This is a genomic window from Paraburkholderia sp. SECH4, assembly GCF_030511745.1.
Taxonomy (GTDB): domain Bacteria; phylum Pseudomonadota; class Gammaproteobacteria; order Burkholderiales; family Burkholderiaceae; genus Paraburkholderia; species Paraburkholderia madseniana.
Genome location: NZ_JALOCP010000008.1, coordinates 226,860 through 247,003, shown reverse-complemented (window position 1 = coordinate 247,003; position 20,144 = coordinate 226,860). Strand labels below are relative to the sequence as shown.

17 protein-coding genes and 1 pseudogene are annotated in these 20,144 nt (G+C 61.6%); 8 read left to right on the top strand and 10 right to left on the bottom strand.

The window, feature by feature from the left end; all coding sequences use genetic code 11:
* The first annotated feature begins 109 nt into the window (after positions 1–109).
* Positions 110–1,306: an enoyl-ACP reductase FabV gene (fabV, locus tag M0D67_RS14460; protein WP_171925665.1), complete on the top strand. Its 1,197-nt coding sequence runs from the start codon at positions 110–112 to the stop codon at positions 1,304–1,306.
* Between the two features lie 100 nt (positions 1,307–1,406).
* On the opposite strand, the gene M0D67_RS14455 is transcribed toward fabV, so the two are convergent.
* The 5 genes and pseudogenes from M0D67_RS14455 to M0D67_RS14435 form a co-directional block, all read right to left on the bottom strand.
* Positions 1,407–1,787 (bottom strand): hypothetical protein, encoded by a 381-nt coding sequence (locus tag M0D67_RS14455; protein ID WP_233468736.1) that lies wholly within the window; start codon positions 1,785–1,787, stop codon positions 1,407–1,409.
* A gap of 163 nt (positions 1,788–1,950) precedes the next feature.
* Positions 1,951–2,574: pseudogene (locus M0D67_RS14450) on the bottom strand (glutathione S-transferase family protein).
* Positions 2,575–2,719: 145 nt separating this feature from the next.
* Entirely contained in the window at positions 2,720–3,751 is a 1,032-nt protein-coding gene (locus M0D67_RS14445) for a histone deacetylase family protein (protein WP_266238964.1), read from the bottom strand.
* 79 nt (positions 3,752–3,830) lie between these two features.
* On the bottom strand, positions 3,831–4,724 hold the full coding sequence (gene aguB, locus M0D67_RS14440) for an N-carbamoylputrescine amidase (RefSeq protein ID WP_154559315.1): 894 nt from the start codon (positions 4,722–4,724) through the stop codon (positions 3,831–3,833).
* Positions 4,725–4,921: 197 nt separating this feature from the next.
* A complete protein-coding gene (locus M0D67_RS14435; protein WP_171925668.1) occupies positions 4,922–5,959 on the bottom strand; it encodes an AraC family transcriptional regulator in 1,038 nt (345 codons plus the stop codon).
* A gap of 184 nt (positions 5,960–6,143) precedes the next feature.
* Here M0D67_RS14435 and M0D67_RS14430 point away from each other — a divergent pair, with 184 nt between their 5' ends.
* The 3 genes from M0D67_RS14430 to M0D67_RS14420 all read left to right on the top strand — a co-directional run bounded on the left by M0D67_RS14430 (position 6,144) and on the right by M0D67_RS14420 (position 9,651).
* Positions 6,144–7,493 (top strand): glutamine synthetase family protein, encoded by a 1,350-nt coding sequence (locus tag M0D67_RS14430; protein ID WP_266238962.1) that lies wholly within the window; start codon positions 6,144–6,146, stop codon positions 7,491–7,493.
* 40 nt (positions 7,494–7,533) lie between these two features.
* A complete protein-coding gene (locus M0D67_RS14425; RefSeq protein WP_171925670.1) occupies positions 7,534–8,892 on the top strand; it encodes an aspartate aminotransferase family protein in 1,359 nt (452 codons plus the stop codon).
* Between the two features lie 111 nt (positions 8,893–9,003).
* Entirely contained in the window at positions 9,004–9,651 is a 648-nt protein-coding gene (locus tag M0D67_RS14420; protein ID WP_154559311.1) for a GntR family transcriptional regulator, read from the top strand.
* Positions 9,652–9,745: 94 nt separating this feature from the next.
* On the opposite strand, the gene M0D67_RS14415 is transcribed toward M0D67_RS14420, so the two are convergent.
* Entirely contained in the window at positions 9,746–10,642 is an 897-nt protein-coding gene (locus M0D67_RS14415) for a LysR family transcriptional regulator (RefSeq protein ID WP_171925671.1), read from the bottom strand.
* A gap of 157 nt (positions 10,643–10,799) precedes the next feature.
* On the opposite strand from M0D67_RS14415, the gene tam reads away from it, so the two are divergent.
* Positions 10,800–11,576 (top strand): trans-aconitate 2-methyltransferase, encoded by a 777-nt coding sequence (tam, locus tag M0D67_RS14410; RefSeq protein WP_171925672.1) that lies wholly within the window; start codon positions 10,800–10,802, stop codon positions 11,574–11,576.
* A 164-nt stretch (positions 11,577–11,740) separates the two neighbouring features.
* Positions 11,741–12,106, top strand: a complete 366-nt coding sequence (locus M0D67_RS14405; RefSeq protein ID WP_054037539.1) for a hypothetical protein — start codon at positions 11,741–11,743, stop codon at positions 12,104–12,106.
* Between the two features lie 82 nt (positions 12,107–12,188).
* Here M0D67_RS14405 and M0D67_RS14400 read toward each other — a convergent pair whose 3' ends face one another.
* From M0D67_RS14400 to M0D67_RS14390, 3 genes are all read right to left on the bottom strand, one after another.
* Positions 12,189–13,403, bottom strand: a complete 1,215-nt coding sequence (locus M0D67_RS14400; protein ID WP_154559308.1) for a porin — start codon at positions 13,401–13,403, stop codon at positions 12,189–12,191.
* 179 nt (positions 13,404–13,582) lie between these two features.
* Positions 13,583–15,034, bottom strand: coding sequence for an APC family permease (locus M0D67_RS14395; protein ID WP_171925673.1), 1,452 nt, complete (start codon positions 15,032–15,034; stop codon positions 13,583–13,585).
* Between the two features lie 288 nt (positions 15,035–15,322).
* Complete coding sequence (locus M0D67_RS14390; RefSeq protein ID WP_171925674.1) at positions 15,323–16,321, bottom strand: AraC family transcriptional regulator; 999 nt, start codon at positions 16,319–16,321, stop codon at positions 15,323–15,325.
* A 196-nt stretch (positions 16,322–16,517) separates the two neighbouring features.
* On the opposite strand from M0D67_RS14390, the gene M0D67_RS14385 reads away from it, so the two are divergent.
* Positions 16,518–18,503, top strand: coding sequence for a primary-amine oxidase (locus tag M0D67_RS14385; RefSeq protein WP_171925675.1), 1,986 nt, complete (start codon positions 16,518–16,520; stop codon positions 18,501–18,503).
* Here the strand turns inward: M0D67_RS14385 and M0D67_RS14380 are convergent.
* On the bottom strand, positions 18,432–19,049 hold the full coding sequence (locus M0D67_RS14380) for a hypothetical protein (protein WP_266238961.1): 618 nt from the start codon (positions 19,047–19,049) through the stop codon (positions 18,432–18,434). The two genes, M0D67_RS14385 and M0D67_RS14380, sit on opposite strands and share 72 nt — an antisense overlap.
* Between M0D67_RS14380 and M0D67_RS14375 the strand changes: the two genes are divergently transcribed.
* Positions 19,039–19,941, top strand: a complete 903-nt coding sequence (locus M0D67_RS14375; RefSeq protein ID WP_266238960.1) for a hypothetical protein — start codon at positions 19,039–19,041, stop codon at positions 19,939–19,941. The two genes, M0D67_RS14380 and M0D67_RS14375, sit on opposite strands and share 11 nt — an antisense overlap.
* Positions 19,942–20,144: the final 203 nt, after the last annotated feature.

Below are 20,144 nucleotides of genomic sequence, written 5' to 3'. Positions count from 1 at the left end.
TGCGGAGCAAAGGCCGATTTTTGCGTCGCAGATGGACAAACCCAGGCGCCGCGCACAGGCAGAAACCCAAGCCCACTATAATGTCGGCAATTCTGACAAGAGGTGCTTCATGATCATCAAACCGCGCGTGCGTGGCTTCATCTGTGTATCGACCCATCCGGTTGGCTGCGAAGCCAACGTCAAAGAACAGATCGAATACGTCAAGGCACGCGGCCCCATCGCCAATGGCCCGAAAAAAGTGCTCGTGATCGGCGCCTCCACGGGCTACGGCCTCGCCGCCCGCATCAGCGCCGCGTTCGGCTCTGACGCCGCCACGCTCGGCGTGTTCTTCGAGCGCGCCGGCAGCGAAACCAAGGCCGGCACCGCAGGCTGGTACAACACCGCCGCCTTCGAGAAATTCGCCACGGAAAAGGGCCTGTACGCGACCAGCATCAACGGCGACGCCTTCTCGGATGAAGTCAAGCAACGCACCATCGAAGTCGTCAAGCGCGATCTCGGCCAGGTCGACCTGGTCGTCTACAGTCTCGCCGCGCCCAAACGCACGCATCCGAAAACCGGTGAAGTGTTCACCTCGACCCTGAAGCCGGTCGGCAAGGCCGTCAACCTGCGCGGCATCGACACCGACAAGGAAGTCATCAAGGAAACCGTCCTCGAACCCGCCACGCAAGCCGAAATCGACAACACTGTCGCGGTGATGGGCGGCGAAGACTGGCAGATGTGGATCGACGCCCTCCTCGAGGCCAACGTGCTCGCCGATGGTGCGAAGACGACCGCGTTCACCTACCTCGGCGAAAAGATCACGCACGACATCTATTGGAACGGCTCAATCGGTGCGGCCAAGAAAGATCTCGACGAGAAGGTGCTCGGCATCCGCGAGAAACTCGCGGCCAAGGGCGGCGATGCCCGCGTTTCGGTTCTCAAGGCGGTCGTGACGCAGGCGAGCTCCGCGATCCCGATGATGCCGCTGTACCTGTCGCTGCTCTTCAAGGTGATGAAGGCAAAAGGCACGCACGAAGGGTGCATCGAGCAGGTCTACGGACTCTACAAAGACAGCATGTACGGCACGACGCCGCACATCGACGAAGAAGGCCGTCTGCGCGCGGACTACAAGGAACTCGATCCCGAAGTGCAAGCGCGCGTTCAGGAACTCTGGACTCAGGTGACCAACGACAATATTTACGAGCTCACCGACTTCAGCGGCTACAAGACCGACTTCCTGCGTCTCTTCGGATTCGAGATCGCCGGCGTGGACTATGAAGCCGACGTCAATCCGGACGTGCAGATTCCCGGGCTCGTGCAGATGTGATGTTTGCTTGCGGGGTCTTTACGACCCCGCAAGCCGTGCGTTTTCAGTACGGGCAGCGGACGCGTTCAAGATGGCGTCGTAGCCGTGATCATCCTGCGTATCAGCAGGGAAACGCCGCCTGAAGCGTGCGCAGAATGGCTAGCCCAATCGGGAAATCGTCCGAGATGCTTGGATGGTTGGTGAAAAACTGATCGAGCAGCGGATAGACGTTCTGATTGCCGATAGCCAGGTTCTGCGGCGGGCAGAACAGCGGCGGACGCTTCTTCGACACCAGATCCCCGTTCGCCCACCCCAGCGCATTGATCGTGCCGGTGATATAGGCCGCGTACACCGAGTTGTTGTCGGTATGAGCCCAGAGCTTGTATTGCGCGGCCGTCATCTCGGCGCTTGCGTTGAGAGTAAAACAGGCCGTCAGCAAAGCCAGTGCAAATTTCGATACCCGCATCTTTAAACCTTCAATCTGTGTCGCAAAAACGGCCATTGTAGGCGACTCGGATCGTGGCGCGCAGAACCACTCGACCCTTAGGTTTTTGTAAGCACTACGCAGGCATTTTTGTAAGCGTCCCGTGCGAATTGACCCCGTGATGCAAAAGCCGCCGACATTACCTGATAGCGTCAAGGCAGATGCAGCACGAATCAACTGCTCATGGCGTGCCGTTGCGGCAGTACGCCAGGTAGCCCGGGCGCGTGGCAAGGCGTTCCATGTAAGCTGTCAGCGCGGGAAAATCGGCGTGCTGCAATGGCGTTTCAAGCCAACGGTTGACCGAGAGCGCGATCGGAATATCCGCGAGCGAGAACGCCTGCCCGGCGATGAAAGCACCGGTTGTCTCCAGTTGCCTGTCGACGATCGCAATATGCCTCGCCCAGTTCGCGCACGAAAGGTCGATCTGCTGACGGTCCTGGTGAGTCGGTGAGTGCCGGACCAGCGCAAGAAACGCGTAGCTCCACGCCCGGTTCAGCTCGCTCGCCTGCCAGTCGATCCATTGATCGCACTTAGCGCGCTCGCAAGGATCGCCTGGGTAGAGTCAATCGCCGTCATAGCGGCCGGCCAGGTAACGGATGATCGAATTGGATTCCCACAGGACGAACTCCCCGTCCCGGATCACTGGAACCATGGCGTTGGGATTCAGAGCAACAAATTCGGGCAGGTCGGTCGCCCTGAATCCGGAACCCCAGTCCTCCCGTTCGAACGGCAGGGCGAGTTCGGCACACGTCCACAGTACTTTGCGCACGTTGATGGATGAGGCTTTGCCTAGTATCTGAAGCATAGGATCGGGGCCGCTCGTTCAGTCGCTATGGATAAATTCATCGGGAATCCGGCTCGAATCGTAGCGTATCGATAGCGCGATAAAGCGGACATGGACACTTTGCACGTTGCGCGCTGGGCCAGCCGTCGTCACGACGGACGGTCGGTTAAACCGACTCAAAACCCGTCAGCACATTCACCGCGTTGACCCCGATCGCCGCGACCGCGTAACCGCCTTCCATCGCGAACAGCGTCGGTTTCCCCAATCGTCCGATCGCCTCGCCGATGCGCAGATAGTCGGCGCTGCGCAGCTTGAACTGCGAAATCGGGTCTTCCTCGAAAGTATCGACACCGAGCGACACCACCAGCGCATCCGGCGCGTAATCAGCGACACGCGCGCAAGCCGCGTGGAGCGCCACCATATAGTCCGCCCACGCCGTACCCGGTTGCAGCGGGAAGTTCGCGTTGTAGCCGAGACCCGCACCCGCGCCAGTTTCGTCGGCATGCCCGAGAAAGAACGGATACTCGGTGCGCGGATCGCCATGCAGCGACGCGAACAAGACGTCCGAACGGTGATAGAAGATGCTCTGCGTGCCGTTGCCGTGGTGATAGTCGACGTCGAGAATCGCCACGCGTTTCGCGTCCGCGTCGAGGAATGACTGCGCCGCGACCGCCGCGTTGTTGATGTAGCAGTAGCCACCCATATAGTCCGCCGCGGCGTGATGTCCGGGTGGCCGGCACAACGAGAACGCGCCGCGTGCGCCCTCCCTCACGTGGCGCGCGCCGGTCAGCGCGACATCCACCGCGTCGCTCACGGCAGCCCACGTGCCCGCGGTGATCGGCACACCCGCATCCATCGAGTAGTAGCCGAGCTTGCCGTCGATATCTTCCGGCACGCGGTCCTGGCGCATACCGCGCACCGGCCAGATGAGCGGCAGCGCGTCGTGCTTACGGCCGAGCGCGCTCCATTCGTCCCATGCGCTGCCAAGAAACGCAATGAAGCCCTTGTCGTGAATACGGTGCACGGGATCGAGCCCGAACGATGCGGGCGCAATCACGTCGCCGAGCCTCGTTTCGCGCACCCGTTCCAGTATGAAATCAGCACGGCTCGGCATCTCGAAGCAAGGCTTCATTTCGCCGTCGATCAATTCAGCATGGCCATGGTGCAGCCGGTGCCGATCGCTATATACCGTCAACATGCAATGTCTCCTCTTGATGCTTGCTGCTCGAATCCGTGGTTTAACGCGTCGAGGTTGATCACGCTCGTGAATACGACACTCAAGATACCTGCTCCTGAGTACGGTGTTCGCCATCGCTCGTCGCGAGGATGCCGTAGCAGGCTGGACGCCGGTCGCGAAACACGCCCCACGCATGACGGGTCGCGGCAACCGCATCCAGATCGAAACGATGCAGCAGGATCGCGGGCTCGTCGCGCCCGGCTTTCTGCACCTGCTCGCCGTACTGATCGGCGATGAACGACGAGCCGTAATAACGCTGCGGAAAATCGCGGCCCTGCTCGCGGCCGGTGCGGTTCGCGGCGATCAGCGGCACGAGGTTCGCGCCTGCGTGGCCCTGCATCACGCGTTGCCAGTGCGCGCTGCTGTCGAGCGAGGCGTCTTGCGGTTCGCTGCCGATCGCGGTCGGATAGAACAGCAGTTCGGCGCCGAGGAGCGCCATCGCGCGAGCCGTTTCCGGAAACCACTGATCCCAGCAAATGCCGACGCCGAGCATGCCGTAACGCGTCGGCCAGACGCGAAAGCCCGTGTCGCCGGGCGTGAAGTAGTACTTCTCGCTGTAGCCTGGGCCGTCAGGGATATGGGTTTTGCGGTAGCGGCCGAGCACGCTGCCATCTGCATCGATCATCGCCACCGTGTTGTAGAAGACGTTGCCGGCCCTTTCGAAAAAGCTGATCGGCAGGACCACGTTCAACTCGGCCGCGACGCGGCTAAAGCGCGTGATGGCGGGATGTCCATCGAACGGCAGCGCATGGCGGAAGTGCTTTGAATCCTGTTCGGTGCAGAAGTACGGCAGCTCGAAAAGCTCGGGCAGCAGGATCACCTGCGCGCCCTGCGCCGCCGCTTCGCGCGCGAGGCGCTCGGCTTGCGCGAGATTCGCCTCGCGATCCCATCCGGGTACGGCCAACTGGATTGCCGCCACGCTGACTTCGCGCATCTGATGTCTCCTCCGTGTTCGTCTGGGAAAATTCTGCCCGAGGAACGCGGCTGGGCGATAACGGGGAAACGGTCATCGAGGGGATAAATGTGGCCAATCTGGCCGGGGCGGCATGACGTTGGAGCTGGACTCGACGACAGCACGTAGCCGCGCCGCCGACACAGTGCGCACAAAAGAACTCCGGAAAGAACCGCAGGCTACGCGCAGCGGTAGTCGCTCGGACAACGACCGGTCCAGCGGCGAAACGCGTGCCGGAAGCCGGCCGTTTCGCTATAGCCGAGCCGCTCGGCGATATCCGACATCGACAGGCGCGTACGCACCAGGTAGTCGAGCGCGAGATCGTGGCGCACGCGGTCGAGCAGCGCCTGGAAGGCGGAGCCGCTGCCCGCGAGACGCCGTCTGAGCGTGCGCTCCGACACGCACAGCGCATCGGCGAGCGAGCGCAGCGAGCCGTAGCGGCGTGGGTCGGAATACAGCAGGCGCAGGCTGCGCGCCGTGACGTCGTTGCCCGCCGCGGTGGCCCATTCGCGTTCGAGTTGCGCGCATTGCTGGCGCGACATCAGATAGCTCACCGGCTCAGCGAGAGGCAACGGTTCGTCGAGCCAACTGGCCGGAAAAATCAGCGCGTTTTCAGCAGCGTCGAAGGTGGCGTGGCGGCCTATCCGCTCTTCGTAGGCATCCGCATGGGCGGGTGCGCCGAACGCCACCTCAAGCGCGGATGGCGCGCGCCGCGCCGACAGCACGTCGCAGACCACCGCCCACATCGACGCGAGACACATGTCCGTATTGATCGCGGCGAGATCCGGCCGGTAGCGATAATCGGCCGCGACGATCGCCGCGACGTCTGCGTTGCGGCGCAGCGAAACCTTGAAGTAGCTTCCGAGCAGTAAGGGAAAGTCCTGGGCACATTGCAGCGCGTCGCCAAGCGTGGGGCTCACCAGCATCGCGTAACCGAGGATGCCGTAGCTCGAGATATGCATCGCGCGGCCGATGTCGAGGCCGATGCGCGTATCGCCGCAAGCCTGCAACGCGTTGGAGAACACGATCAATTCCTGCGCGTGCGTGACGAGCCCGGACGGCTGACGCAAATCGCCCTCGCTGACGCCGCTTCCCGCCAGCAACACATCAGCGCGAATCCCCTGCCGCTCCAGCAAGGAGACGGCGGCGGCAATCGTATGCAAGGTCGCAACGCATTGGGCCGGCGACGGGCGTGGCGAACACGGTGCATCGGTCATGGGTGATTCTCAGGTTCCCTCGATCAACCGATGATATTTGATCAAATTTCCCAAAAGAGAAAATCCATGCGATGATTTGATCAAATCCCATGATGCAAAACGCCCAGCTTTTCCGAACAGGCTCGTCCGCGCAAAGTTTGCAGCCGCGCTTCGCGCCGTCTTCATCAACCGACTGGAGTCAACCTTGCAAAGCGACCTACGCGACGACCTGCGTGAATTCCTGGAACATCACCGCATCCATGAAGTGGAATGCGTGATACCGGACATGACGGGCGTCGCGCGCGGCAAGATCGTGCCGAAGAACCTGTTTCTCTCGGAAGGCAAGATGCATATGTCGAACGCGCTCCTGATGATTACCGTCAACGGCGAGTTCGCGGATTTCGAGCGCTTTGTCGGGCCGAGCGATCCCGACATGGTCTGCATTCCCGATCCGAACACGGTACGGCTCGTCCCATGGGCGATCGAACAGGTCGCGGTAGTGATCCACGATTGTGTCGGGCTCGACGGCAAGCCGATCGGCATTTCGCCGCGCGCGGTGTTGCGGCGTGTGCTGAAGCTCTATGAGGAAAAAGGCTGGCGCCCTGTGGTCGCGCCGGAGATGGAGTTCTACCTGATCGCGCAGAACAAGAATCCGCATGAACCGCTGCGCCCGCCGCTCGGCCGCGCGGGGCGCAGCGAAGCCGGCCGCCAGTCGTTCTCGATCGACGCCGTCAACGAATTCGATCCGTTCTTCCAGGACCTGTCGCGTTTCTGCGAGATGACGCATCTCGGCGTCGAAACGCTTGTGCATGAAGTCGGCGCGGGGCAGATGGAAATCAATTTTTCGCACGGCGACGCGCTCGATCTCGCCGACCGCGTGTTTCTGTTCAAGCGCGCGGTGCGCGAAACCGCCTACCGTCATGGCATTTTCGCGACGTTCATGGCCAAGCCGATGGAGCATGAGCCCGGCAGCGCGATGCATATTCATCAGAGCATCGTCGACGGTAAAACTGGCGAGAACATCTTTTCACTTCCCGATGGAACGGCGAGCCCGCTGTTTTTCAACTATATCGGCGGCTTGCAGAAGTACATGCCGCAAGCCATGCCGATGTTCGCACCCTACGTGAACTCCTACCGGCGTCTGTCGCGCTTCACCGCCGCGCCGATCAACGTGCGCTGGGGTTACGACAACCGCACCTGCGGCATCCGCGTGCCGAACTCCGGACCGGACGGCCGGCGGCTCGAAAACCGCGTGCCGGGCGTCGACGTCAATCCGTATCTCGCGATGGCGGCCACCCTCGCCTGCGGCTATCTCGGCATGGTGGAGCAGCAGGAAGCGTCCGCGCCGATGATCGAAAGCGCCTACGACCTCGAATACGAATTGCCGCGCGGTCTCGAAGATGCGCTCAAGGCGCTCCTGAAGTGCACCGAACTCGCGGACATGCTCGGCGACAACTTCGTGCAGGCCTATTGCGCGGTGAAGGAAAAGGAGTTCGAGACATTCTCGCAAGGCATTACCGCGTGGGAACGCGAGCATCTGCAACTGCTCGTCTGAACGCGGGCGGCTTATGGAAACGTCATCGGAGAAGCTGGATTTGAATACTCGCCAAGGCATCAACTGGGAGCGCGCGCAAGCGCTCGTCGAACGCGAACGCCGCGCGTTTGCCGAAGCCATGCCGAAATCTCGCGCGCTGTCCGAACGCGCTGCGCGCCACCTGTTGTTCGGCGTGCCGCTGCACTGGATGAACGACTGGTCGACGCCTTTCTCACTCTATGTCGAAGAAGCACGCGGCGCCGCGTTTACCGACGTGGACGGTCATCATTACGCGGACTTCTGCCTCGGCGACACGGGCGCGATGTTCGGCCACTCACCCGCTCCCGTGGCTCGCGCGCTCGCGGCACAGGCTGAGCGTGGTCTGACGACCATGTTGCCGGGCGAGGATGCCGCGTGGGTCGGCGAAGAACTCGCGCGCCGTTTCGGCCTGCCCTACTGGCAGTTCGCAATGACCGCGAGCGACGCCAACCGCTTTGCGTTGCGCTGGGCACGCGCGGCGACCGGTCGCAAACAGATCGTGATCTTCAACGGCTGCTATCACGGCACCGTGGACGACGTGTTCGTCGATCTCGTCGACGGCCAGCCGCAACAGCGCGACAGCCTGATCGGCCAGGTGCACGACCTGCTCGGCACCACGCGCGTGATCGAATTCAACGATCTGGCCGCACTGGAAAACGCGCTGAAAGATGGCGACGTGGCCTGCGTGCTGGCTGAACCCGCGATGACCAACATCGGCATGGTGCTGCCCGAACCGGACTACTGGCGGCAAGCGCAAGCGCTCATGCGGCGCTACGGCACGCTGCTCGCGATCGACGAAACCCACACCATCAGTTGCGGGCCGGGCGGTTATACGAGAGCGTACGGCCTCGAACCCGATCTGTTCATTCTCGGCAAACCGGTGGGCGGCGGCTTTCCGTGCGCGGTGTACGGTTTCAGCGCGGAGCTCGCGGCCCGCGCGCAGCACGCCAAGCGCAGCGCACCGCCCGGTCACTCCGGCATCGGCACGACCCTCACGGCGAACATGCTGGCGATGAGCGCGATCCGCGCGACGCTCGCCGAGGTAATGACCGACGCCGCCTACGACCACATGTTCGCGCTTGCCGAGCGGATCGAGACCGGCCTGAAAAGTGCGATCGCGCGTCACGGCCTCGCGTGGTGCGTGACGCGCGTCGGCGCCCGCACCGAATTCCAGTTCACGCCGACGCCGCCGCGCAATGGTGACGAAGCCGGCCGCCAGCTCGACCCGGAACTGGAGCGCATCGTGCACCTGTACCTGCTCAATCGCGGCGTGCTGATCACGCCGTTTCACAACATGATCCTGGTATGCCCCGACACGTCGGCGGCCGACGTCGACAGACTGGTTTCTACATTCGACGCCTGCCTAGCGGAACTGACCTGAGCTGAGCTGAGCGTTTTCAGATCGAGGTTGATCGAGCGTGGCCGACGCTAAACTCTCGGCCCGTTTTTCCGGCCTTTTTGCAGTCTTTTTTCGGCTCCCGAACCGAGCTTTATGAAAACTTCGCGCCATCACACGCTGCAGGATCAGACCTACGAAACGCTGCGGCAGTGGCTGACGATCGGGCGCTTCGTGCCGGGCGAGCGCATCAAGATCCGTCACGTCGCCGCCGAGCTCGGCGTGGGCGAAATGCCGGTGCGCTCCGCCTTGCAGCGCCTTGCGGCCGAATCGGCGCTGGTGAACGTGCCCAATTGCGGCGTGACGGTGCCGCGCCTGTCGAAAGAGCAATTCGACGACGTGCTGCGCGTGCGTCTGATTCTCGAGGGCCAGGCCGCCGAACTGGGTGTGCCGCATCTCAGCGAGCATGATCTGGAAACGCTGGAAAAACTGAATGCGCAGATGGTGCAGGCCTTGCGGACCGCCGACGCCAAGGGCTATCTCGACGCCAACGAGGCGTTTCACCTGATTCTGTATCGCGCGGCCGGCTCGCCGCTTTTGCTCGAATTGATCGAAACGGTGTGGCTGCAGGTTGGGCCGATTTCGAATCTGTTGTTCGGCGACGCGCAGTTCGCTGCTACGCTCAACGACGCCCACGACGATTTGCTGAACGCCGCGAAGGCGCGTGATGCGGCTGGTGTGCGACGCGCGATTGAGCACGATCTGAGTCATGCGGCGAGTTGTTTGCGGGCGCAGTGTTTGTAGAAGCTGGACTTGCCCTGGGCGTTCGTACTCGGGATTCGCGTCACGTTTCAGGCTTCAGGTTTCGAGCCCGATACCCTGCGCCCGGCCGCCCTCGTCACGCTTTCAACGTCGCCTGCTCAAGAATCATGTCGTAGAGCGCCTGCGCCGCCGGCGACAACTGAGCGGTCTTACGCGCCACAAGGACGAGTGTGCGCGAAACCACCGGATGCGTGAGCTCAACCGTACGAACCGTCGGATACGCGCCCTTCTGAATCGCGAGCGCCGGCACGACGGCCGCGCCCACACCCTGAGCGACCAACCCCACAGCAGTCGAACTACGCTGCACTTCATAAAACGAGCGCAGCGCCAGTTCGCTCTTTTCCAGCGCGACATCGAGCAATGCGCGATTGCCGCTGACCTCGCCGGCAAAAATCAGCGGATACGATTGCAATTGCCGCCAGGCAATGCGCCGCCGTTTCGCCAACGGATGATCTTCATGGCAAATCAGCACGTAGCGGTCTTCCGTCAACGGCACGCTGGCAAGATCCGGATGATGCTCGCCGGCGATATTGATGCCGAACTCCACCTCCCGGCGCAGCACCGCCTCCTCCCCAGCGGACGACGCGTGATCGAGAATCTTGATCCGGTTATGCGGATAACGCGCAGCATAGGCCTGCAGAATGCGCGGCAGATACTGCACGCCCACGGTCGGCACGCAGGCGATCGACACATCGCCGCGACGGGCAACCCCCGTCTCGCGAATCTCCACCAGCGCATCGGCAAGCTCGCCCAACAAACGGCGCGCCTGCGGCAGAAAACTGCGCCCGATTTCCGTCAGCGCCATGGAACGCGTGGTCCGCTCGATCAGCGTGACGCCGAGATACGTTTCGAGCTTGCGCAGACGCTGCGTAATGGCCGTTTGCGTGACGTGCAGTGAATCGGCGGCGCCTTGAAAGCTGCCGCGATCCGCGATCGCGACGAACGCCTGTACGCCGAGCGTGTCGATTTTCATTAGAAAAATGAAGGAATTGGAATGATAAATTCATTTTACTCCGCCTTCGCCGCCGCACAGAATGAGCGGATTGGATCGATTTGACACCGCACACTGTGCGCGGATGTCAGCGAAAACGGTCCGGCAATCGGGTGCAATCGGGACAAAGGAGCGCGAGATGACTTCATCGACGAATTGGCAGGCAAAACAGTACGTGTTGTTCGAAAACGAGCGCACGCGTCCAGTCAGGGATCTGCTGGCGGCGGTCCCGGCGACGGATGTGCGAGTGGCGGTAGACATCGGCTGCGGCCCCGGCAATTCCACCGAAGCGCTGGCGGCCCGCCTGCCCGGCGCGGCGGTCAGCGGTATGGACAGTTCCGCCGACATGATCGCGGCGGCTGCGAGGCGCCTGCCGCAATTCCAGTTCGAGGTGAGCGACATTGAAACGTGGGATGCTCCCGGCCCCTACGACCTGATCCTCGCCAATGCCGTGCTGCAGTGGGTACCGAATCACGAGCAACTGTTTCCATCGCTGGTGAAAAAACTTGCGCCGGGCGGCAACCTGGCCGTGCAGATGCCGGACAACCTCGACGAACCCGCGCACCGTCTGCTGCGCGAAATCGCGGCGGACGGCCCCTGGGCGAACAAGCTGAGGGGTGTGGAACGCACCATGCGCTACGGCGCCGACTGGTACTACGCGCTGCTCAAGCCACTGTGCGCACGGGTCGACGTGTGGCGCACCGTCTACCATCACCCCCTCGCGGGCGGCGCGGACGCGGTGGTCGAATGGTTCAAGGGCAGCGCGCTGAGGCCGTTCCTCGCCGAGCTCGACGACAGCGAGGAAGGCGTCTTCCTCTCGCGCTACCGGGATGCGATCGCGCGAGCCTATCCGGCCCAGGCTGACGGCACCGTGCTGCTGCCCTTCCCGCGGCTGTTTATCGTCGCTACGCGCTAGCGGAGTCGGGCCGCTAGCCGGTTGCCGCGCGGCGTTTGTGGTGCCGGAGTCGCCAGGGTCAGTCAGGCATTGCCGCTCGTGAATTCTGCGTGATATTGTGTAACGTATGCGGGGGGCGGCTTGCCGTCCTCACCGGAACGCAAATTACAGCAGCGAGCGTCGCCATGAGTGATGTACGCCATCATCTGAGTCCGCGGGACCGTTTGGAGCTGTTGTGCTGGCTCACATGCGGCTGCCTGGGCGCCTATTACCTGAATGAGGACTGGCCTGACGCGGCGTTTCACGTGCAGGCCGCTCATAAGTGGCTCGACTATCGGTCCCGGGAAGCAGACTGGTTGAGCATCGCCAGATTGTCGGCAACCGCACTGGAGATTGCCCAGCGGCACGCGAAATTTGTCGAGGCCGATTGGGCGCGGGATGCGGTCGAGGAAATTCTCGATACAGACGAGCTCGACCCTCAGGCGAGGCTGGTGAAACAGGTGCTGGCGGATTGCCAGAACGCGCTTTCGGATAAGCGCCTGGCAGATTAATTTTTTCCCCACGCGGCACTTTGAGTGAGTCGGGACGCGGCGTTGGCTCCGCTGATCTGTTTGCCAGCGCCGCGCAGGCAGATTAAAAATTGTGCCGCAAACCTACGATCACGGAGAGTTGTTTATCCGTGTCCGAATTGACGATATTCGGAATCTGCGCCAGATTCTCCGTCTGCCCCGTCGCCGGGTTGATCCCCAGCCCGGCGCCGGAAGACTTCTGCCCGATCGCCACCGCATAGACCGCCGTCCGCTTCGACAGGCTATACACCGCGCCAAGGTTGATCTGGTGCACGCGTGTCGAAGCGCTGCTGCTCGGTTTGGCGTCGTTGAAAATATAGGCCAGACCAAGCTGCAAATCCGGCGCGAGCATATAGGTCGTATTCACCTCGGCAATGTCGAAAGAGACATCCTCCCCCGCGGGCCTCGCCGCACTCGCGAAATACTGGCTCTGCGACAGACGAGTATGCGTATAGGTGAGCGCCACGCCCGCCTTGCCGAACGCATACGAGCCCCCTGCTCCGAAAATCCTCACCTTGCTTGCCTGCTGCAGCAGACAATACGACGCATCGGCATTCGCGCAACTGAAATCGCCGATATATCCGGCAGTGCCGCCCAAGGCCGCCTGCAACGGCTGGTTCAACTCGAGATACCCCGCGCTCAGCGACAACGGACCCTGCGCGTAATTCGCCGCCAATGCCCAGCCCTTGTTCTGCGAAAATTTCCCCGCCACGCCACCCAGGCTGAACAACCCGCCCACCGTCAAGCCACCGAAGCTCGGGCTGATGTATTTGATCGAGTTGTTGAAGTTGAACGCTTCGTTGAGGTTGTCGACGTCGCCGAAATGCGAGCCGTACAGCGTCGCCCAGTTATTGCTCGATGCGTACGCACCCATGTAGTCGGAGAACGGATCGTATTGACGGCCGAACGTCAGCGCGCCGTACGTGCCGTTGTTCAAACCGACCCATGCGTTGCGGTTGAACAGCGTATTCGATTGCAACATCGCGCCGTTGCCGATCAGAAAGCTGTTCTCCAACGTGAAGTTCACCGTGGTGCCGCCACCGATATCTTCAGCGCCCGTCAAGCCCCAACGCGACGGCACCAGATTGCCGCCCGCCAGTTGATAATTCGCGTGGCCGTTGGTGCTGCCGTCGGCGAGCGTCGTCTGCTGGTTGGTCGTGTACACGACGCCGGCGTCGACCGTGCCATAGAGCGTCACCGAAGATTGCGCATGTGCGCCCATCGCGAGGCCGCACGCGGCCAGCGCAAGCGCTGAGCGCTTGACGAATGTGTCTGCCATATTTTTTAGCCGGAAGTTGAGTGGTGAAATCAGCAAGAACAAACAGGACACCCCGAGGACGCCTCGAGGACGCCCCGAACGAACGACACCATTCCGCCGCCGCTCAAAAATGAACGGCAACAGTCGATCGTTAGAACGTGGCGAGCTGGCGCGCGCTGAGTGTCTTGCGCGCTGTTCGATTACTGCCCGAAGCGCGCGTAGATATCCGGTCGCTTCTTACGCAAGATGAGACCGATCACGACGCCGAAGAGCGCCAACGCGAATACGATCCAGGGGAAAGACTTGACGATCGGGCTATCGGAGCCGCTGAGCGCATCGAGATTGCGCACCAGAATCACACCGATATACAGCAGGCCGATGCCACCGATGAGAGGCGCGACGAACGAGTGCCATACGCGCGTATCCTTGCGCGTCTTGCGGAAGAACGCGATGACGGAAAAACTCGTCACGGCCTGAAGCATCACGATCCCGATCGTGCCGAGCGCCGAACTCCAGCTGAATACGATGTTGAACGCATCGCTGCCCGCCGCGATGAAGAGCCCGAGCAGAACGCACACAGAGAGCGTTTGCAGATAGCTCGCCACATACGGTGAACGGTATTTTTCGTGCACGCGATTGAGCGCTTGCGGCAGGATGCCCTCCAGGCTGAGCGCGTGGATATAACGCACCAGCGTGTTATGAAACGACAGCAGGCTCGCGAAGATACTGCTGAGCAACAGGAAGCTCATCACCGTCGTCACTGCACCGCCCAGGTACTTGCCGGATTGAATGAACCAGAAGTCACCCGGCTGCTTCGTCGCAACTGTGACCACGTCGTTCAGTCCGTACGCGCAAACAATCGTCCACGTGACGAAAGCGAAGAACACGAGAATCAGCATCACCGACACATACGTCGCGCGTGGCACGGTCACCTTCGGGTCCCGGCATTCCTTGCCGTAAATCGCCGTCGCTTCGAAACCGATAAACGACGCGAAGGCGAACATCACCGCAATGCCGAGGTGGCCGCTGAACACATGCTCCGGCGTGAACGGTGCAAGCGTGAGGCCGTTCGGGCCACCCCCATGCACGACGATCGCAATCGCAAGCAGCAACAGGATTCCCAGTTCGAGACACATCAGCACGCCGAGCAACCGGCTATTCAGATCGATACCGCGGATGCCCGTGAATTGCACCACGGCCACGCAGATCAGCGAATAGCCGTACCAGGGCATCGCCGTGTGCAGGAGTGGAGAAAGAATCACCGTACAGAAAAATCCAAACAGCCCATACAGCGCGATCTGGATGAAGGTGTACGACATCAGCGCGACGAGTGCGCCGGCCATGCCCAACGGCCGGCCAAGTCCGGCGGTGATGTACGCGTAAAACGCACCGGCGCGCACAACGTGGCGGCTCATCGACGCGAAGCCGACGCTAAAGATCAGCAGCACGACGCCGGCAATCACGAACGCGCCCGGAATGCCGGCGCCATTGCCCAGACTGATCGCGGGCGGCACCGCGCCAAGCATGCCGGTAAGCGGCGCGGCCGCGGAAATCACGAGAAACACGATCTGCCACAGGCCCAACGTATTGCCCTTCAGTTCCACGGGATTCTCCGCGTCGACCAGACGGGTCGGAGAGTAGGGTTCATTCATCGCTGCCTCTATTTTGTTGGCTAGTCTGGAACTCGCCTAAACCCTGGAAATACTGGTCCAGACGCTCGCTTGACCGACGTTCGACGTTTCGGTGTGAGCGCATGGTAGGTAGCTAAAAAATAAAGCGACTTCGCGAACTGCGCCAAATTTTCGATAAATTGCGCCAATGCTCGCGAGCGTCTCAGGCAGTGCGGTTCGCAGCGAATAGTTAGGAAACGGAAGTTTTTTCGTGTGAAGATTGCGCCTTCACGTACTTTCAGAATGAAAGCAACTGCGGCGCCACCACCTTTATTGTTTTTTCCAGTTGCGCGTGGCACGCCACAGCACGGTTGCGTCGGCATAGCCCACGGCGCGAGCGATCGCCGCGTTGGTGAGCCCTTCACGTTCAAGCAGTCCTTCCACACTACGCTGCCGCTCTTCGCGCACGATCTGCCGCACGGAAGTCCCCGCCTCGGCCAGGTGCCGCTGCAACGAGCGATGCGAGAGACCGAGATCTTTCGCAATGTCGGCAACGATCAGCTTTTCGTGCGCGAGCCGCCGCGTCACCAGATCGCGCACCTGGTCGGCGATGCTGTGGGGCACCGCATCGCGCGCAATCAGATCGGTGGCATGGCGCTCCATCATGCGCGCCATTTGCGTGTCGGCGCTTTTGAGCGGCGCATCGAGATCCGACGGACGCAGGATCACGCCATTGAAAGGCTGCTGAAAGCGCACTGGCACGCGGAAAATGCGTGCATACGGTTTGAGGTCAGCGGGCGCGGCATGCTCGAAATGCACTTCGGCCGGATTCCACGCCGCGCCGCGCACGGCCCGGATCATATGGCACATCGTCGAGAGGCTGTATTCCGCGTCCTGCCGGCGCGGCCAGATCTGCGGATTGGCGATCTGATAGGTCCATACCGGCCATTCGCCATCGCGCAGCAACTCGCAGGTCGTGGTGTTCTGCCACGACGCGAGCGCGAGCGAGAACTTGCGCACTGCCGCGTTCAAGGTCGGCGACGACAGAAACACGAGACCCGCCGGCCCGAGCTCCGTCACCTGCAATTCGCTGCCCAGACGCAAGCCGAGCAACGGTTCGCCGAGTACTTCGGCCGCGCGCTCGAAAGCTGCCACGTAACGCGTGAGCGGCAGGATTTCATAGGGATTCGACAGGAGATTGCGGCTCATGCCGAACGCTTCGAGCAGCGCGTCGCAATTGGCGCCTGATGCATCGAGTGCGCGCACAACCGGCCCCATGACCGCGGCGCGGATCATCGGGAAGCTACCGTTGAGCGTGACTTTTTTCATGCTGAGCGTCTCCTCTCAAGTCTTCGCTGATGTGCTGCAGTGTTCTTCCTCGTGGCGCACTTTATCGTTCATTTGGCGCGATAAGCAAGCGCGAAAATATTATTGGGTTCCTACGATTTGCCATCGACTCAGCGTTCGACGCGTTTCACGCAGCCTCGCGCGCAGTCCGGTCCAGCAAACTCCTTCCGGGAATCTTATGAACACGAATGCCACGAAAACCGCACACGCCCCCGTTCATCCGCTCGATCCGCTGAGTCCGGACGAAATGCAGCTTGCCTGCGATCTCGTGAAGGCCGCCGAAAACCTCGACGGGCACGTGCGCTTTCCGATGGTCGAATTGCGCGAGCCGCCGAAGGCCGAAGTGATCGCATTCAAGGCCGGCGAATATTTTTCGCGCACGGCGTTCGTCCTGGCAATTGATCGTACGAATGGAACGACCACCGAATTCCATGTGGACCTGAGAGAGAAAAGAGTCGCCTCGCGCAACGTGCTGCCGTTCGATCAGGCGCCATATGGCCAGCCGCCGATCATGATCGAAGACTTCATGAACGCCGAGCAGATCGTTAAGAGCGACGACGCATGGCGCGTTGCGGTGATGAAGCGCGGCCTCACCGAGAAGGATCTGGAGCGCGTCCAGGTCGATCCGTTTTCCGCCGGCTGCTTCGACCGCGAGAACGAGAATGGCCGGCGCCTTGTGCGTTGCGTGAGCTACTACCGCGAGACCGTGACCGACAACGGCTATGCGCATCCGATCGAGGGCGTGGTGGCGGTGGTCGATCTGCTCGAGAAGAAGGTGATCGAGCTGGTAGACGACGGCCGCATCATTCCGATTCCGCGCGCGAAGCACAACTACGACACGCCGAGCCTCGGCGAGCCGCGCAGCACGCTCAAACCGCTGTCGATCAGCCAACCCGAGGGCCCGAGCTTCAAGATCGACGGCTGGCATGTGAGCTGGCAGAACTGGAACTTCCGGGTCGGCTTCACGCCGCGCGAAGGGCTGGTGCTGCATCAATTGTCGTGGGACGACGGCAAGAACACGCGGCCGATCATCTACCGTGCGAGCGTGACGGAGATGTGCGTGCCCTACTCCGACCCGAGCACGAATCACTACTGGAAGAGCGCATTCGATGCCGGCGAATACGGCCTCGGCAAACTGGCGAACCAGCTTGAACTCGGTTGCGATTGCCTCGGCACGATCCGTTATTTCGACATTCCGTCCGCCGACGATTTCGGCAATGCGTTCCTGATGAAGAACGCAGTGTGCATGCACGAAGAGGACTACGGCACCCTGTGGAAGCACTACGAGTTTCGCACCGGCGTCTTCGAAATGCGCCGCTCGCGACGCCTCGTGATCTCCTTCTTCGCGACGGTCGGCAACTACGACTACGGCTTCTACTGGTACCTGTACCAGGACGGCACCATCCAGCTCGAATGCAAGCTGACCGGCATCGTCCAAACCTCGGCCGTAGCCGACGGCGACACGTATCCGTGGGGCGGCATGATCACCGAGAACCTCGGCGGCCCGACCCATCAGCACTTCTTCAATGCACGGATGCACATGATGGTGGACGGCGAGCGCAACACCGTGACCGAACACGAATTCGTGCCGCGTCCGATGGGCGAAACGAATCCGTACGGCAACGTCTTCGACACCACCAAACACGTGTTCAAGACCGAGAGCGAAGCCGCACGCCTGGCGAACGGCCGCACCGGACGTTATTGGAAGGTGACCAACCCGAACGTGAAGAACGCTGTCGGCGCGAATCCGGGCTACAAGCTGATCGTGAACGACTCCCCGCTGATGCTCGCCGACGAGCGCTCGAAGGTCCGCCAACGCGGCGGCTTTGCGACACGTCACGTGTGGGTTACACCATTCGATCCGGCTGAACGTTACGCGAGCGGCGACTATCCGAACCAGCACGCGGGCGGTGACGGGTTGCCGCGCTACATCGAGGCGAACCGCAACATCGAGAACGAGGACATCGTTTTGTGGCACAGCTTCGGCCACACGCATGTGTGCAAACCCGAGGACTTCCCCGTGATGCCGGTGGAATACGCCGGCTTCATGCTCAAGCCGAACAACTTCTTCTCCGCCAACCCGACGATGGACTTACCGTCGGAGCGTGACCAGAACAGCGTCGAAGACGGCAAGTCCGCGGATCATGGCTGCTGCAAGCGCTGATTCGATGGCGCGCCGCGCGCGGCTCGCTGCTGCACGCGTGGCCGACGCGGCATGCGTGCGTCCCGCGACTGCGTGCAGCGTAGTACGCCGGCTGACTTCAAACGAAGGCGGCGTGGCACGCATGCTGATTGCGGGCGCGGGCGCGGGTGCGGGCGCGGGCGCTGCGGTACACGGGCGGATTGCGTGCGCGAGGAGCACGGTACGCGGGTTAATTGCGGGCGTGGGTTGGGTAGCACGTGTGTTGATGGCGAGCATGGGTGGCGCAGCGCGCGGGCTGACGGCGAGCGTGAGTTGGGCAGCGCGTGTGTTGGTGACGAGCGTCGGTGGCGCGGCACGCCGGCTGACGGCGAGCATGAGTGGTGCGGCGTGTGTGCTGCTCGTGAGCGGTGCCGCGACGCTGGTGACGCAAGCCGGCCTCGGCCAACGAGCCAACGCGTTGTGGATGAGCGCGTTGGCGTTAGCAACGATGACGATCGTGCCGCTGTTGATGTCGCGCGTATCCAGGACACACACCACGCTTGCGACGGCGGTGACGTTGATTGCCACGATGAGTGCGATGGGCGTCGTGCCGGCGTATGTGAGTGGACTGGAGCATTCCACCACGATAGCTGGGTTGTTTGTGGCGGTAGGTGGCGTGTTGCTGTTGTACGGGCGGCATCTTGTTGGCTCGTCAGCCTTGCCTCATGAGGATTTCGATCGAAATCAGTACGCGGATCAAAACACGGATCAGTCGCCCAGAGCCATCCACGCAACCGGCACGACGGCGCTGCTCGCATTGCTTGCGGGCATATCGAGCGGCAGTCTTGCGCGTTTCCAGTTGTATGCGATTTGCGGCATGAGTGGCGCCCAACCGATATGGCAGATCTTGCTCTCGGCGGGTGCCGTTTGCGCGCTGGCGTTCATCGCCGACCGTTCCGGCAACAGCAACCGAATGTTGATTGTGCTGTACGTGCTACGAGCGGCGTTTATTGGGGTCCTCGCAGCCGTGGACAGTCCAACACTTGCACTACTCGCAGCAAAGATATTTCTGGTTCTCGACTGCCTGACGATTCCGGCGCTGATGAAACTGCGGAAAAAATCGCACAGCGCATTGAGCGCGGGTTGTCCCGGCGGGGCGCACCACATCGGGATGGTGTTGGGCGCAACGTTATCGACGACGCCCTACTTTTTCGGCGACGGATTCATCGTGCTGTATGCGCTAAGCGCGATCACGAACCTGATATGTGCCGGCACATTAGCAACCAACTGGTTCGAAAGAAAGGCGCACCGCGAGCACCTAAACCATCACTCCCGCCAGGCAGACTCTTCCGACGAGCACGAAGTGCAAGTTGGGAAGTATGACTCCTTTGTCACGAACGCCGAATGCACGAGAACACAGATTCCAGATGCACCACTACCGTCTGCGAGCTGCGGGCCCCACTTAGCAGGAGTGGTTTGAGCCGCTTTCTTTTGCCTACTTTTCTTTGCGGCATGCAAAGAAAAGTAGGTGCCGCCCCGCACAGGGGCAACGCTAATAGACCACTAGCAATTCAAGGAAAGGCCAAAGCCCCAGGCAAGCAAACAAAGCGCCAACCAAATAGCACCACCACCATCACCCCGACGGAGACAAACCATGCCCGAACAGAAAACCCCAGCAAAGCT